Annotated in this window: 12 protein-coding genes; 1 reads left to right on the forward strand and 11 read right to left on the reverse strand. The window is 40.8% G+C overall.

All coding sequences use genetic code 11. The annotated features are described in order from the left end of the window. Window positions 1–130: 130 nt before the first annotated feature. Window positions 131–1,273 (reverse strand): cell division protein ZapE, encoded by a 1,143-nt coding sequence (zapE, locus tag HWQ47_RS04125; RefSeq protein WP_269969920.1) that lies wholly within the window; start codon window positions 1,271–1,273, stop codon window positions 131–133. A 153-nt stretch (window positions 1,274–1,426) separates the two neighbouring features. On the opposite strand from zapE, the gene HWQ47_RS04130 reads away from it, so the two are divergent. Continuing rightward, window positions 1,427–2,464 carry a hypothetical protein gene (locus HWQ47_RS04130; protein ID WP_269969921.1) on the forward strand — a complete coding sequence of 346 codons (1,038 nt, stop codon included), beginning with the start codon at window positions 1,427–1,429 and terminating at the stop codon, window positions 2,462–2,464. Between the two features lie 52 nt (window positions 2,465–2,516). Here HWQ47_RS04130 and HWQ47_RS04135 read toward each other — a convergent pair whose 3' ends face one another. From HWQ47_RS04135 to HWQ47_RS04180, 10 genes are all read right to left on the reverse strand, one after another. Next, window positions 2,517–3,956, reverse strand: a complete 1,440-nt coding sequence (locus HWQ47_RS04135; protein WP_269969922.1) for an OmpA family protein — start codon at window positions 3,954–3,956, stop codon at window positions 2,517–2,519. A gap of 62 nt (window positions 3,957–4,018) precedes the next feature. After that, window positions 4,019–5,860, reverse strand: a complete 1,842-nt coding sequence (locus HWQ47_RS04140) for a hypothetical protein (RefSeq protein ID WP_269969923.1) — start codon at window positions 5,858–5,860, stop codon at window positions 4,019–4,021. Window positions 5,861–6,001: 141 nt separating this feature from the next. Beyond that, window positions 6,002–7,474, reverse strand: coding sequence for a hypothetical protein (locus HWQ47_RS04145; RefSeq protein ID WP_269969924.1), 1,473 nt, complete (start codon window positions 7,472–7,474; stop codon window positions 6,002–6,004). 133 nt (window positions 7,475–7,607) lie between these two features. Beyond that, window positions 7,608–8,069 (reverse strand): hypothetical protein, encoded by a 462-nt coding sequence (locus HWQ47_RS04150; RefSeq protein ID WP_269969925.1) that lies wholly within the window; start codon window positions 8,067–8,069, stop codon window positions 7,608–7,610. 2 nt (window positions 8,070–8,071) lie between these two features. Continuing rightward, window positions 8,072–8,767 (reverse strand): hypothetical protein, encoded by a 696-nt coding sequence (locus HWQ47_RS04155; RefSeq protein WP_269969926.1) that lies wholly within the window; start codon window positions 8,765–8,767, stop codon window positions 8,072–8,074. A gap of 358 nt (window positions 8,768–9,125) precedes the next feature. Further along, window positions 9,126–9,545: a hypothetical protein gene (locus tag HWQ47_RS04160; protein WP_269969927.1), complete on the reverse strand. Its 420-nt coding sequence runs from the start codon at window positions 9,543–9,545 to the stop codon at window positions 9,126–9,128. 55 nt (window positions 9,546–9,600) lie between these two features. Then, window positions 9,601–13,656, reverse strand: coding sequence for a hypothetical protein (locus tag HWQ47_RS04165; RefSeq protein ID WP_269969928.1), 4,056 nt, complete (start codon window positions 13,654–13,656; stop codon window positions 9,601–9,603). Window positions 13,657–13,736: 80 nt separating this feature from the next. Next, on the reverse strand, window positions 13,737–14,384 hold the full coding sequence (locus tag HWQ47_RS04170) for a pilus assembly protein (protein WP_269969929.1): 648 nt from the start codon (window positions 14,382–14,384) through the stop codon (window positions 13,737–13,739). A gap of 38 nt (window positions 14,385–14,422) precedes the next feature. Then, window positions 14,423–14,917 carry a tetratricopeptide repeat protein gene (locus HWQ47_RS04175; RefSeq protein ID WP_269969930.1) on the reverse strand — a complete coding sequence of 165 codons (495 nt, stop codon included), beginning with the start codon at window positions 14,915–14,917 and terminating at the stop codon, window positions 14,423–14,425. Continuing rightward, window positions 14,905–15,249 carry a DUF192 domain-containing protein gene (locus tag HWQ47_RS04180; protein ID WP_269969931.1) on the reverse strand — a complete coding sequence of 115 codons (345 nt, stop codon included), beginning with the start codon at window positions 15,247–15,249 and terminating at the stop codon, window positions 14,905–14,907. Before HWQ47_RS04180 ends, HWQ47_RS04175 begins: the two co-directional genes overlap by 13 nt. Between the last annotated feature and the right edge of the window lies 1 nt (window position 15,250).

Raw genomic sequence — 15,250 nt, forward strand, 5'->3', positions numbered from 1 at the left:
GTGGGGAGATTCACTGTCCATAGTCGTAATTGTTTGAAGTGTTAGATTATTTTATTCTGTTGATTATTAATAATATTTTTAAATCTTTTCTTATCAAAAATAAATAACGAAAAATCAAAAGGGTCAGAGATTATGACTCCTTTAATTGTAGAGCTTTAACACTCAAATATTCCAGAGATTGCATTTCAGTTAAGCGACTATAAGTTCGTTTAAACTCGAAGCTAAGTGCACCACCTATATAGAGTTGATCTAGTGTTACAGTCGCGCTCAGATAGAGCTTTACTCCTTGATCGTAAAGTTCATCAACCAGACTGATAAAACGTCTGGCGGGATCATCATTAGCGGCATAGTGCAGTTGCCGCTCACCTGTTTTGGTGGCTATTGAACCATCTTCAGTTCCTCGTGCACGGATCCAACCTCTGATCTCTCCACCTAGAGGAGGAATATCACTGAGTAAGATGGTGTCGAAGCGGCTAGCAAGTTCAATATAATCCAGTTGTGAACGTGGACCGCTGCAGAGGGCGTTAAAATCGATCCAAGCGGTATCTTGATTGGCTTTCACGACTTCAATAGGCCTTCCCAAGATCATTAAGGGCTGACTGTTACTAAAGGCGCCTGAACTCAACTGCTCGAATAAAGTGGAAAAATTGGCTTGAGGTTCAAGAAAGTAGGTTTGGTGATAGTTAAGGTGTCGAAGTCGATGATCTTGCTGCCCATCTAGATGTATCTGCTGAGTATGCTGTTGCAGCAGTGTCATCGCAGGTTCGAATCGCTGCCGCTGTAAGCCATTCTCATATAAGCGTTCAATTGCAATATTAGAGGTCGCAACGAGTACTATATCTAATTCAAATAGGGCACTAAATAGCGTACCTAAGATCATAGCATCCCCAATATCAGCGACAAAGAACTCATCGAAACAGATCACATCAGATTCTGCAGCTATGCGCTTAGCAATCCGTTTTAACGGATCTCTATTACCGGATTCCAGCATCATCTCTTTATGTATTCGCGCCATAAAACGATGAAAATGCAGTCTCAGAGGCGTGTGGCTAGTCAGCTCAGCAGTAGCATCGCAAAAAAGATCCATTAGCATGGTTTTCCCACGACCCACATCTCCCCATAGATAGAGACCTAATATCTGCTGTTTTGAGGGCTCTTTGAGTTGTTGATAGAGCGCATCGAGTTGAGTAATAACCCGTAACTGAACCGGATCATCTGCAAAGCCGGACTGCTCAAATTTGTGGTGGTAGCGCTCAAGTGGAGAAAAACTCATGACCGAAAAAATGACCTGGCTAGATGGATATAATGTATCAGTATACGCTATTTCTTATTAGAGTTTTCCCCGATAATTAGCTAGAAAAGCAGTATTTTATTCTGTAGTTTAATGTAGGTTTATTGATTCAATATACGACAAGGAAAGTTAATTTTGACTAGATTATTGCTTATACTATTACTCGTTACTTTTTCAACCATGAGTGTGGCTGACAAGTCTCGTGATGTTGTTTTTGGCCTGCTATTAATCAGTGATAATGCGTCTGATAATAAGCTGGCAGCGAAAGACCTATACCACCTTCCGCCTGAAAATTCAGAACTTTTAGATCTTGCGGCATGGGTATTGATGAACAGCGCCACAGATTATAATGATGAAGAGGAGGATACGTTAGCTTGGTTGGCAAAAGCCTTGGGGGCATCCAAGCAGGCAAGATACAGAGATGTGTTAATCGAGCTTAAAAGTAAAACCTCCTCTAAAAAGTTGAAGCGCTATATTAAAGGTGCACTTAAGGAGATTGGAGACACCCAAGGAGATGGGTTTGACCTTGAAAATTATGATGTTGATAAAGTGAGTAAAGAGCTCATGGCATTGGCCAGCAAAGCTCAAGTCTCAAAAATGGGATTCCTACAGATAAATGTGGGATCGAGCTTAGAGGATGTGCTGAATAAGTTAGGTGAGCCAAACAGTGTTGGTCAATATGTGCGGAGTAGTTATAGACCATTTCTGGGTAACCTTAGGCTGCAGAATTTACGTATTACCTACCTGAATGCCGGTTCAATGGAGTTCAGCTTAAACAGTAATGTATGGGTGCTTAAAAATGCATTTACTCAGTCGAAGGTCGACACCGCAAATCTAGCTCCCGCTGAACTTGCGCTGGTGTCTCAATTGCTCAGTAGTGATTATAATTTGGTTCGCAAAAGTGCTCGTGAAGCTATAGCAACCAAGTTGACTAATCCCGCAGCGTTAGATCAGGTGGCACAGAGGGTGTGGCAGCTTAGAGATATTGACGATAAAGGCATGGGAGATGCGATGGCTTGGCTATGCAAAGTCTTGGCTGCCAGTGGTAATGGTCGCTACCATGATGTGCTCAATAAATTGTATGAACAAGCCGGCAATAAGAAAATTGTCAAATATGCTAAATCTTCAAAAAAGAAGCTGACACCAACTGAACCCAGCTTTCAGGTGCAATAGAGTAAAATCAAGGGAGTGGTTAACTCTCAGTTAGCCACTTCTTTGATTTAGCTTATTTCTGATCAGACCTCAGTACTAATTCAACACGTCTGTTAAGTTTCTGTCCCGCTTCATTGCTGTTGTTGGCAACGGGTGAGTATTCACCCACTCCCTTACCCGTTAGCTGATCTTTAGGGATTTGGTGTTTAGATGTAAGCTGCTTCACAACAGCTTTTGCCCGTTTATCTGACAGTAGCTGATTGTAGCTCTGCTTACCTTTGTCATCGGTGTGACCGATAACATAGAAGCGCTGTTTAGGGTGAGATTTAAGGTAGGTAGCCACAATTTCAACAACATTCTTTGCCTCAGGTAATATCTGGTCACTGTCGAACTTAAACAGTAATCCATCAAGTGCCACATGGCCGGTTTCAGCCATCTTATCTGTTAATCCATCAAGATCGATACTGAGCCTATCATCGATGAGTTCTGTCTCTTCAACCAACTTTATTTCACCCCATAATCCCCCTTCAAAGCCGATAGTGTAGGTCATCGCATGCACATTACCTTGAGGACGTTCGAGTAGGTAAAGATGATAAAATTGGTGATTTTCATTACCAATATGGGCCAATGTTTTGGTGCGCTTTTCGATGTGGCGAGGTTTGCCACATGCGAGTCCCTGACAGCTAAATGTTTCGACAAACCCAAGTTTAAGCAATGCTGTTTTGTAGTTTGCATTGACCTCAAATTCAGAATAAGTGCGTGGTAACTTATAGTTGATGTCGGTGATCTTCCCCTCTAACTGTTTAATCTTGTGTTGGCCCTTTTTGACTGAGGTGAAAATGTTTGTTTGACCAAAATCTAACTGTTGATAATTTTGAATATACGCACCAGGAAGTCTGGCAATCAAAGGATGGTCGCTGGAATTACTGACATCCTTGTGACTCATATCCTCAAATTTTTTCTGCACTATCTCTGTCCCTAAATAGCTTGAGTTGACAGTTATGAGATCGAGTGGCTCGGGAATGACCTCGATAATATCAAGTTGTAATGACGTTTCTTTTTCCCAATTAACGGCAAAAATTGAAACATATATCAGCTTTTTATCTAATTGTATTTGGGCTGATAATAATGCAGGAGAGTTTTTAGCAATATTTTTAAGTGGCTTAAGCTGTTTTGTCAACGACTTTATTTTTCCACAATCAGCTTGATGGCATTCAAAAATTATACTGCCACCTAAAGCCGTTATTTGCTTTTTATAATTATTGATCAGATGACTGGGTTTATAACTGACTGGAATGTCATAACTGATCCTAGTGAGCTTACCGCTGACATTTTGGGTAGTGACTGCCGATTTATCCACTCCAGCAATAAGTGAAAATGGCGTGAAATGACGCTCAGTCTTTTTATAGGTCTTTGCTTCGGCCAATGGTTCGAAAATGAGCTCTTGGGCGGTGGCTTGAACGCTAAAGATGATACTTGTGGCCAATAGCAGGCCAAGTCCAACACGAAACATGACAGTATTCACTCCATGAAGAAGGGGGCTAAACTCCCCATTGTAAACAAGAACACTCTGACCTATTTACTTGGTAAAAGCGAGATTAGGTGCTGGTAATATCTTTGACTGAAGTTGTCTTGTTCACCATCATAGGTGAGCAGGAGAAAGTCATTTATATCATCGAAACTGATGGCCTTATTGATCTCTATTTCTATTATTCTATCATCGTTAATTAGATAGTTATCAGGTATGACTTGAGCTGCAACTTCTTGTGGGATATCAACCTCTATGATATGTATCACAGGTAGATCATTAGGACTGGTTTGTAGTGACCATTCGAACGTGCTTACTGTTCCAGAGGTTAGTTCAAGAGAGAGCTGTTTTTTCGCCTCATTAATGGTGATCTCATTAGGGGGGAATGTGGGCCAAAACAGAGCCGAAATATCCGCTGTTGTTAGTTTCTGAGGATCATTATGTGTCGGCATATTCCAGGTGAGATAGTCAGTTTCAATGCGGCACATTACATCTTGTGTTTGCTCGATATTGTAGCGATAGATATATTCAGGCCAGAGGGTTTTATCTAGCTTAAATGCACTTGGTGTTGCGCCGATAATCCCATGCCACTCAGCACTGTCTCTGTGATACTTGTCGACACTGAAATTAATTGGCACATCAGTACCGTCATAGCGTGTTGTGACGGTATTGTTATTATACTCTGCTGCTACAGGTTGATAGCCCTGATCTTCACGTTGGACATTAATCCACTTTTCAAGCTGGCTATTCCAACATTCAACGGGGATTGATTGCTCACTGCTTGAGTCAACTATGCTAGCCATAAGTTGATTATTGCTGTTGAGAAAACCAGCCAAACTAAGATTTGGATCACCATATTCCAATGTGAAGAAGCTCGTTAGGTGTGTTGGGGCCAGTGTAAATTGATGTGGGGTTAACCCCTTATCCATCATATTGGCGTCTACGATTTGCCAATCATTTTCAGACATGATTTTCACATCAAAGGGTGTATCAATATAGCCTTGTGCGATCAAGGTGTTATTGACCAGAAAACGCACATCGATGGGATCGGAATTAAGGTACTCATCAACTGAGTAGTCACTCTCCTCAATGAGTGCCTTCAGCGCCGCTTTGCTGCTTGAGAATATTTCATCAACGCCCAAAATCGCGGTGAGGTTGTCACCTATTAATGCTGTAAGGTGTGAGTGTAAGCGCTGTGTTGTAACGAATTCGTCGGCGTTGCTCTGCTCTGGAGAAAGTTGGTAAACATCGCTGCCTGAGTGGGGATAAAGGGAGTGAAGAATCACTGCGAGCTGTTGTGTTTTAAGTTGTATATCACTGCTAGATAATGCCTGTTCGAGCATTATTTCATAACGTTGAAACTCTATATGCGTTAATGGATTAATCGCGCCGTTATGAGAGCTTAATGACATAAGTTGAGCGATGCCATTATCGATAACGGCTCCGGTATTAGTCACTGTTTGAGACTGTGCATCATGGTTTGACTTTGTATTGAGTGAGACTTTAAGAGCACTTGATTTGAATTGGCTTGAAATAAGAGCTGGAGTCACCCGAGGCGTTAAATTGGTCTCTGTCCAATTAGCAATCAGGTAATACTCTGGGTTTTCAGTCGTGCTAGCCCAGTCAATCTGATAGTTGCCATCTGGCGTCGTTGTGGATTGTGGGTCACTGGGATCACAACTTTTGTTCTTATCTAAGTCAGCGCAAACATCAGCACCTGCAACAGCACCTAAATACGCGAGGGTTCCAGTCACCTTGTGGTCAAATTCGTCAGGTGTTGGTGGCTCAATGACTGGTGGGACAATATCTACAGGATCTGAATCTGAACCGCCACAGGCACTCAGTAATAATGACGAGAGTAGCAAAAGCCTAATTTTACCTTTGAACATACTTGTATCCTTACAAATATTGGAAATCAATCTAATCGCGTCATTATCCTGTTTTTCTACTGGTGAGCTATTACCCGAAGGAATGTATTTCAGACTAAAAAGTATTATCTGTTGATCTGGGAGTTTGCGGGTTCATGGGTTTTATTCTTTAAGGCAATTAGTTAATACCATGACCTTTTTGACGCCAGAATCTAGCTGTTCCATGACGTTGACTTGTTCACTCGAGTCCATTCCTTTATATAACACGGCAACGTTTGGCTGCGTAAAGAGTGGTGTTAGTCGAGTGCAATCTTTCGATTGATTGATAGAGAGAGTACTTGGGGTTGTTAGGGCTAAGCTAGCCCAGTCTTTAGTATCAATATCAGTGAGGTTCATTGAGCCAGAAAATGAGGATAAATCACCAAACTTATCTAGTGTAAGGCTGTTCAGGTATAGCGAGTTTAAAGATGTCAGCGCATCGAGCGGAGATAAAGAGACTAAAGTTCCTCCTTTGATGCTGATCATACTTAACTGCTCAAAATGGACAAGGTCGTCGAGTTGACTGTGGCTCCCTTTGGGTAAAGTACAAGTCAACAACGTCACTTGATGAGCCAGTGTAGCCTGAGAGTCTGCCGCAGATTGCTTGATACAAGATGCGATATGTTTATCGCTAAATTTCAGTTCGGATATGGTCAACACCGGATTACGTTTGATGGTGATATTAATCTCAGCAATATCATCACTGGTCTCGACTCTGCCGCTTATATTAGCTGTGTAAGCTTGTTTATTATTGTCAGACATAATGGCGGGCAGTCGTAAATTTAGATTGGCATCTACAGTTAATCCATTGGACAATTTCAGGTTGTCAAGTTGGGATAAGTCATCAATGTAGAGGTAACTCAATTGATTAAAATTAACGACTTCATCAGCCATGAATTGGTAGGTTGAACTGATCTCGGATGTCATTTTTATCAAGGGTTCAGAGGGATAATTATCGTCTGAAGACTCATCTACTAACATGTCGTAATGGGGTTGATTATCTAACTCATTGAATTTTTTGCTTAGTGGGCGAATAGCTTCCGTTATGTAGCAAAGTTTAAACACCTCAAATAGGTTCACCGTCATTGCGACTCTAGATTGATTAATATTAATCTCTATTAAGGCTGAAAATGCATCCTCTTCGCTTGGGGTTGCTGCGAGTAAATGAATGCTATTGACGTATTTCTGCAGTTCCGTAATGGTTTGTCTAAACTCTGCTATTTTCTGTGGCTGATAGCACGTTGAATCGCGGTTGATGGAGTAAACAAAAGTCTGGTAATGCCCGAGATAGGCTTCGGCAATTGATAACATCTCCACTGCGTCTAGTTCCATTTCGCCAATTAAACCGCTTCGCAGTACAGCCTTTGCACTTTCGGTTTGCGCTAATGTCTGATTCAAGCTCTTAAGATGACCGGTGTGTTGCTTATTGAGTTTACGTGCTTGTTTGAGGATATCATCAGTATTGAGCTGAAACGTATCGATAGCTTCTTTGGTGCTGAGTTGGGTTGAACTTTCATTACTTGCATGCGCTGAAAAGTGGATAACACACAGAAGGATTGAACTTGGTAATAACATTAAGCTTAACGACTTTCTCACTCTATATTCTCCGATCGTATGATGAACTATAGTGACAGCTAGCGTTTAAAAAGATGAGTCAACACCTCTAAATGGCGTTGCTGACTTAAAATAGAGACGTTTAGCTGACCACTTTTCTAGCTCTCTGTTTGTGTCATGTCAGGAAGGGTTTGCCGCAAAATTGTGCGATTTTTTGGCCGAGTCGATTCATCTCTGCCTGACTCCCGAAATTGAATCTAAATGGTTTATCTTCCACATTCGATATTATCAATAAGTTGTAGTTGTTAACCCTTGTAGGATCAGAATGGAGGCTGAATGCTTTGATATTTTCAATAGAAATCTCTTGTTTGGCTACAGGGTAGAGTGAATTAACCTCTGTACTGATTAGTTGTTTATTTAAATCGACTTCAATAGACATTTTTGCAAATAGTAAATGCCAGCTTAACAGAGCGCCAAATGCCCAATAGATAACTTGAATTTCATCATGACGTCTGAGACCTAAACTAATAACGATGGTTATTAATGCAATAATACCGCCTATTACTTTACGACTAATTGAATTGAATCTTTTATTAGTAATGACGGCTTTAGTTGAGGAGGTCTTGTTAAATAACATAATCAGCTTCCTAATTGTTTTAATAAAAAACCAAGTACAATAAAAATAGGCAGAGGGAGTAGTAGCTTTAACCAAGCCGCTGAAGTCCATAGAGGCTCAATGGTGTGAGTCGAGAGCCCCCCTGTGTGAGGGGACTTGGTAGTTTCGCTACTAAATACCTCAGAGATATCATGGTTGTGAAATGCTATTTCATTGGGGTACTGGCTAACTTGTTCAAAGGCCTGTAAGTGAAAACGCTCGACAATGAACAGTAATGCTTGCTCAGTTTCTTTGAACTTCCCTATAACGTAGTTCTGTTTTTGTATTGTGAGTTGATAGGTGTTCTCTTTATGTACAGAACGGGCTAGAACTATGACAGTTTTTGTTAATGCTTGCTCTTTTGAACATCTAAGCTTGATGCCGAATAGGCACTGCTCCAGATAGGTGGTCGCTGTAAGGTTATCTAATACTAAGTGTTGTTTAGCTCCGAGAAAGAAGGTAATTAACAGTATTAAAAACAAGGTGGCATATAAGTAAAACTCCTGCTGTACGCCTTTAAGAGTTACAAGCATAAGGAGGGCTGCGAGCAAGGGGAATATTAAAATATAAGCAAAGGCTCGAGTCAATAACAGGGCTTTGGTCGCCAGCATTAACTTATCGGGTAAGGTCTTGTCACTGATATGTACCTTGGCATTTTTCGAGAGTTCGGCGTAATTCAAAGGTATACCTCTTCTGTTAAACCTATCTGGTCATTTAGGCCTGTTTTAGAATGAAGGCAAATTAATATCATAGTAAAAAAATAAAATCCATTATCACTGGGAATAAGAAAGTGATGTTAATTTATGGAAATTGAGCGACTCATTTTATACTAAATGGGATTGCATATACTGTTTATCATTGCGTGTGGTTGATATGGTTTTTAGGTCATAGCGGATATTCATAGGTTGAATAATGAAACATTTCGTCAATTAATTATATATCAGGTATAACGGAGGGGAGATTACTCTTAGTCATAAAATGCCCCTCTGCTCTGTTAATGCTTAAAGCCCTATTATTGATAAGACGAGGAGACATGGATTAAGGTAAAGAAGATAAAAACCAACCTTTGGGCGTTTTAATGAATTTACAACTCATTGTAGAGCGATAGTTTTCACCTATAATTAATAAGCCTATTTTGGCTTGTTCTTGAGCTTGATATTTTTCCTGCTTAACTTTTGATGGTTCACTGAAGGTCACTCTCCCGGGTTCAATACTGATAATTTTTTCTTTAATAAACCAGCGTTCATGAGCTCGTTTTAGCACTTTCTCGGCGCGTTTCCTTTCAAAATCTGACGGTGTGACAGGCATTTGAGCTATAAAGGTTTCAATATCTTTTTTCTCAATAAAATCAAATGTATCTAAACATCGTTGAGTTAATATTTCCGTCTGAGTTCTTGTGACGTCAGCCATGCTGGTATTTAGCCAAAGTAGAGGTATTAAAACGAGGTAACGTAACATTATTATTCCTTATCATGGTGGAGAGCGACAAAGTGCTCTCCACCTTATTCATCATTTACTCATGTTGTAATGCGTTAAGTGGATTAACTTTATTGGTCATTTTTTGGTTTGTGGGGCCGACTTTAACCTGGAAGGTTTTCACACTATCCTTCAGTAGATCTCGTCCCTCTAATGCATCTCCGCCAACTGAAACAACATTACCTTCAAATAGGATGTAATAGGTTCCTATTTCATCCTCAGCACGGATACCAACGAGTTTAACTGTATGAGTGCCGGCATTGAGTGGAATAGATATTGGGCCGACCTTACGTTGAGGACTTGCACCATCAGTAATGACCTTATCATCTACCACTAACTTGAATATATCATCATTAAAGTTACCATTATCACCAAATGTTATCTCTAAAATGAAGGGAATCGTAAACACTAACCCATTACTGACTTCACTATCAACCTCTACTGTCACCTCACCAGTAACGACATTATTAGGTACTGTAACGGTAAGCTTTCCAGGTTCAGACTTGCTCACGTTAGCAATAACTCTTTGGCCATTTTCACCTGCAAAACTAACACGGTTTTTAGCTTTTAGTGTATGAAATCCTATACCTTCAATGATAATTGTATCGCCTGATTGCCCTGTATTTGCTTTAAGGCGAGCGATCTCTAATCCATCTCCAATTTGAATTTTGATTGGGGAGTTTGCTTCTTCGCCTCGATGTTCGACACGAACAGCAATAGGCCCGACTGCATTTGCAAGTAGAGTCCCTGGGACGGTGATCTGCAGTAAGGTCCCTTCAGCAGAGACGGTATCATGTTCTCTTTGTTCCTCTTGAGTCGATGCACCTTCATCTTTTAGGTAGGTAATAGGTTCTTCATCGAACCAATACCAGCGTTCATTAATCCCAAAGCCGGTACCAATAATGGACAAGGAATTATCGACTGCTTCCGCCTTCATGATGCTAGGCTCGATATCAACAATGGTTAATCCCCAAGTGACGGTAAAATCAGATTTTACCGGTACAAAAGCCATGTCTTTTATTGTTTTAACTTGATCAATTAAGATGTCCGCAACTTGTGCTCCAGTGATAATGGCGTCTATTTGTCCAACAAATGGCGTCCACTTTCTTAATGCTGCTCCTGCTGCCATTACTGCAATATCTTGAGGGCTAACACCGAGCTCTTGAAGTACAGCTTTAGTGATTGGCCCGAGTTTGCCTGCATTTGCGGGATCAGCCAGAAGTTCGACTTCATTCTTATAGAATTCTATTGCGATCTGTTTAACAAAGTTCTCAATGTCTTCATTGGTTATGTCGTTGTCATCATATAGCTTCTCAGCTTCCTCTATGAGCTTTGGCGAGAATTGAATGACTAATTTAGTGATCACAACAGGATCAAAACCTTTGGGCTCATAGCCAATTCCAGTTAAAATTAGGTCGAAAAACTTAAGTAAAATACCATCGACAATGGTTCTTATTGCTATGCTTTTACGGGCTTGAATGATTGCTCGGTCATAGTCGCTACTGGCTATATAGCTAAAGGGGGATGGCCCCAATGGTGTGCCAACACCTGGTGCTATAACTTGGTATAAACAGTTTTGGTAAGGGCATTCATTGTAGTATTGATCCTTTGACCAAAATTCTAATCCTAGAAAAGTACCGGATTGGGGGCCTAAAATATTGCCATCCCATCCGTTCTTTATATGTTTTCTTAATGGAGAGTCGAGTTGGTTAGGATCATATTCACCGTCTTCACCCAAAGGAATAATCATGGTGCTTAGGTATAGTTTTGTTCTATTTTTAAGTTCGACGCAGCCATCATAGCTAAGCTTACTTTTTTGGTCGTCATTAATGTCACTGTTATCTGGACAATTTGGATCAGATGGAAGCCAATTATCAAGAAAATTTGTTGCATCAAGTGAATAGTCAAAATGATCGGTACCGTAGCTTACGATGGTAGGTTTTATGTTGTTTGAACTTTTTTGTTGATTTTGAACGGACTCACTTAGGAGTTGTTTGGGTTTTTCTGAAGTGGCAGTTAACAATTTATTGTTACTGTATTTGCTAAAAATCGCGTTACTTTTATTGATCAGTAAACTCGTTGTCTCTGAGCTTAGCTTATCTAAGGCAACGGGAGATTGTTCCAGCAGGGATGTTAAATACGTATTTACGTCATCAAATTCAGAGTAGGTAACAATCGTTTCTTTAAACGTATTTAGTTGTTCTTTCGGGATTTTATTGACCCCGATAAAATCTAAAATGTACCTAAAGCTAGTACTGCTAGTATCGAGTGTAAAATTGGTTTCTTGAGGCAGAATATAACCACTCAGGTAAATTTTACCCTTGTGTGCATCTTGAGAATCAAAAAAACTTGTTACTGGTGTCAATTGATTTTTAAAGTGCTCTACTTGAGTGGTATTGGATGCATTGAGTGAATAGGTTGAACCAAGCAAGGTCTCTATATTCAGATCGTCGGCATCTATATCACCCACTTCTACCAACTGAACTTCAATTTGCTTAGTGACATAATAGGTAACGGCATTACTTTGACCGATAACATTATTAATTTGCAACTCTCCATCAGTGAGAGTGCTAGGGGTTTTGACGGTTAGGGTTGAGTCTGTGTGGTTAATGATCTCTAACGCCGTGCCATTGGCGGTGATGGTCATATCATCTGAAAAATCGGCACCCATTAGCTGGGTTTGACTCTCCTCTTGTAAAAGTAATGCGCCAGATGAACTTATTATTGGAGTGCTCTTTGGATGTAGAGTGATATTTCTGCTGTTGGTTTTGTTGATACCATCTGAAATAAATACACTACTTGTGTTAGCGGGAACATTGGCTTTGGCTATTCCTGTATAAACAGATATTGGTAGGTTAATGGGTTCGAGCCCATTACGTTTAAAGACTAAGTAATGCCGTTCAGCACTTAATGGCTCATCAATGGTTATCTGTAATAGATCGTCTTCACGGAGAAAGTTTGTGGGGATATTATTATGCGTGACGTATGGGGCGCCAGTCAGCACATCTTGATTCTCTGTTATGTCTACAAGCCTTTGTTGATCATAGATATCAAGTAGCCCATCATTATCATCATCCAGATCAAGATAGTCCGGCGTTGTGTCGAAATCAGTATCTGTTGGTTGACTGGCATCATTACCATACTCTTGAACATCTAGAATGGTATTGCCATCGGAATCATCGTCTAGAAAATTACCGATGCCATCGTTATCACGATCATCAGATCCTTCGATCCGATCAGATAACCCATCGCCGTCACTATCGGTATCTAGCCAATTGGGAAGCGCATCGTTGTCCGGGTTAAAACTGATCTGGTCAGAATATAACGGGTACAGAAACTCTTCGGTGTCCGCAATGGTGTCTGAATCCGTGTCGTGAGTTAAGTTGTTAATTTCTAATGCTATCTCTCTAACATCATCAATAGCGTCACCGTCTTGGTCTTCAAAAATCTCGGCATGGTAGGTGAAGCTCTCTTTGCCATCAAAATTAATATCGTTTATACCAATATGATGTAAACCGTCATCTAAAATTTCAACATTAATTGCAATGGCCTTTAGTGCTGGGTCGATATCAATCACCCCAAAGTTTAGTGCGTTACCATTTTTGTCTGAAAAATATATGTTTGGTTTAAAGTCAGGATCTTGGTACTTCAGAATAAGCGTATAAAATTGAGCTTCATCCGCGTTAAAAGAGAAGAGGTCGCCATTATCTGATTTTTGTGAAATCGCGCCACTAACTGCAAAGGGTGGTTTCAATTCCACCGCTGTGGCGATGGAGGGGTTATCGTTAGGCTCCACCTCAGTAATAAGATCTATCGATTGTTTTTCAAGGTCAAATGGGTAGCCGTCAAATTCATCTAAAACACCATCGCCATCTTCATCCCTGTTCGCCCACGTGCCGGCTAAGTCAGTGGGGTCGGTGGGATCTGGATCCGGATCGGGTGTAGGAGTCGGTGGTGTAGGATCTGTCGGTACTTCAGGATCAGTGCCTTCGCCCTCTTCAAGCTCACTATTACAGCCCGCGAGTCCAAGGGTTGCTGCGAGTAATGTGGCTAACCAAAGCTTCTGGGTTAGCTTGAGTGTGTTGTATTTCATTTTCTACTTCCCTATGTCAATTCTTGCAGTTTCCTACTGCTTTAAACTTGTTGAACTCACCGTTATCGAGTCATTCAGATTTACATTCTGAATGGGGTTTGCATTCGCATTAACCCTTGAGATGTGAGAGCTAAAAAAATATCTCCAGTGGCAGCACCAAGCACATTGCAAGCAATCTGATCTGAACTTGGTGCGTATAACACTGAGGTAACGATCTCTTTGATTACATAATTTGCGAAGGGAACGATGAGTTTTTGACACCAACGAACTTCGATCTGTAATAAGTTGGCGTCTTGGATATTCAGTTGGCGATTATTGCCGACACTTTTTAATACTGGATTTCGATACATTAAATTGTTGTTGGGAATTTCAGAGATATACCCGCTAGTGTATCTATTGCGTACTCTAAACCGACTAAATGTCTGGCTATCAGGGCTCAGAATACGAATTTCACTTTGCAGAACAGTAGCTAGTCTAGCTTTGACAACGGCTGATACCGTGTCACTTATGTCCGTCCCATGAGCGAAGAGTGGCATCATTCCTTGCGCTAACCCTTTGCGGATTTCAGTGCTGCTGCCATGGTGTAATGTGCCTGCTCTAACCGCTAGTGCTGTTGCAGCATCTAAGGTGCTTTTACTTGAATAGATAAACCCCCATTGGGCTATCATCATCATAGAAACGAGAATGACAGGCATTAAAAAAGGCAGTGCAAGATTAAACTCAAACATGCTTTGCCCTTTTTGGGTGCGGTTTAGCGTGGCGCTTTTCATCTGGCCGCTTGCTCACTCGGTATGCTGGGTTTATGAGTCTGACTCTGTATGGTATTGAGAGCATGAAGTAGTGCTTGAATTTGACGACCGACAGGGCTATTTCTGTCACCTTGTTTATTCGCCGATGTGAGTACTTGTGTTGATTGCTTTATTCTCACTAAGCTCATGTTGTACCAAGCTTTCTGATTCGCAGGTTCAAGCTCTAAACAGCGCATATAGGCTGACACTGCAGCATTATGACGACCAGTCCGGGTATATATATTCCCGAGTCTAAACCAGCCCGGTGAATAGTTGGGAACACTGGTTAATACCTGTAAATATAAGCTTTCAGCTTGATCGAGTCGTGCCATCTTATAGGCTTGTTCGGCTTCAGCTTGCAACGTCATTATCTGCTGATTTCCTTGTGGCTTTTCCTCTTGATAGGAGGAAACGCATCCGGATAGGTTTACTAGGCTGGCCATCAATAGGCTTATGATCATTAGTCTTGCCATGACAAGATATCTCCTTGTTTTATATTTTTATTTTCAGTATTTCCAGCAGCTAATTCCAACACCTGAGTAGCACCTCTACATGCACTACTACGCCAAGGTTTTAGGTCTTTTTTAATCTTGAGTACTTTGTTCTTTTTGTTGAGGTAAACAATATCGAGGGAATACTTCATGCCCATGGTATGCACTGAGTTACAAGGTGAGATTAACAGTCCTTGTTCATTGGTAAGGCGTTTTCGTCCAAGTAAACCTCTGAGTCGTAGCCAGGGAGTATTTGCAAGAAAAACCTCTTTAATTTGAGTGCCATTGTGGTTGTTTATACTGGTATTTTTCATG

This window comes from Shewanella sp. MTB7 (assembly GCF_027571385.1).
In the GTDB taxonomy this organism is placed as follows: domain Bacteria; phylum Pseudomonadota; class Gammaproteobacteria; order Enterobacterales; family Shewanellaceae; genus Shewanella.

Coding starts and splice junctions, on each gene's coding strand:
- zapE (WP_269969920.1), bottom strand. CDS start 1,273: ATGAGTTTTTCTCCACTTGAGCGCTACCACCACAAATTTGAGCAGTCC.
- HWQ47_RS04135 (WP_269969922.1), bottom strand. CDS start 3,956: ATGTTTCGTGTTGGACTTGGCCTGCTATTGGCCACAAGTATCATCTTT.
- HWQ47_RS04140 (WP_269969923.1), bottom strand. CDS start 5,860: ATGTTCAAAGGTAAAATTAGGCTTTTGCTACTCTCGTCATTATTACTG.
- HWQ47_RS04150 (WP_269969925.1), bottom strand. CDS start 8,069: ATGTTATTTAACAAGACCTCCTCAACTAAAGCCGTCATTACTAATAAA.
- HWQ47_RS04160 (WP_269969927.1), bottom strand. CDS start 9,545: ATGTTACGTTACCTCGTTTTAATACCTCTACTTTGGCTAAATACCAGC.
- HWQ47_RS04165 (WP_269969928.1), bottom strand. CDS start 13,656: ATGAAATACAACACACTCAAGCTAACCCAGAAGCTTTGGTTAGCCACA.
- HWQ47_RS04170 (WP_269969929.1), bottom strand. CDS start 14,384: ATGTTTGAGTTTAATCTTGCACTGCCTTTTTTAATGCCTGTCATTCTC.
- HWQ47_RS04175 (WP_269969930.1), bottom strand. CDS start 14,917: ATGGCAAGACTAATGATCATAAGCCTATTGATGGCCAGCCTAGTAAAC.
- HWQ47_RS04180 (WP_269969931.1), bottom strand. CDS start 15,249: ATGAAAAATACCAGTATAAACAACCACAATGGCACTCAAATTAAAGAG.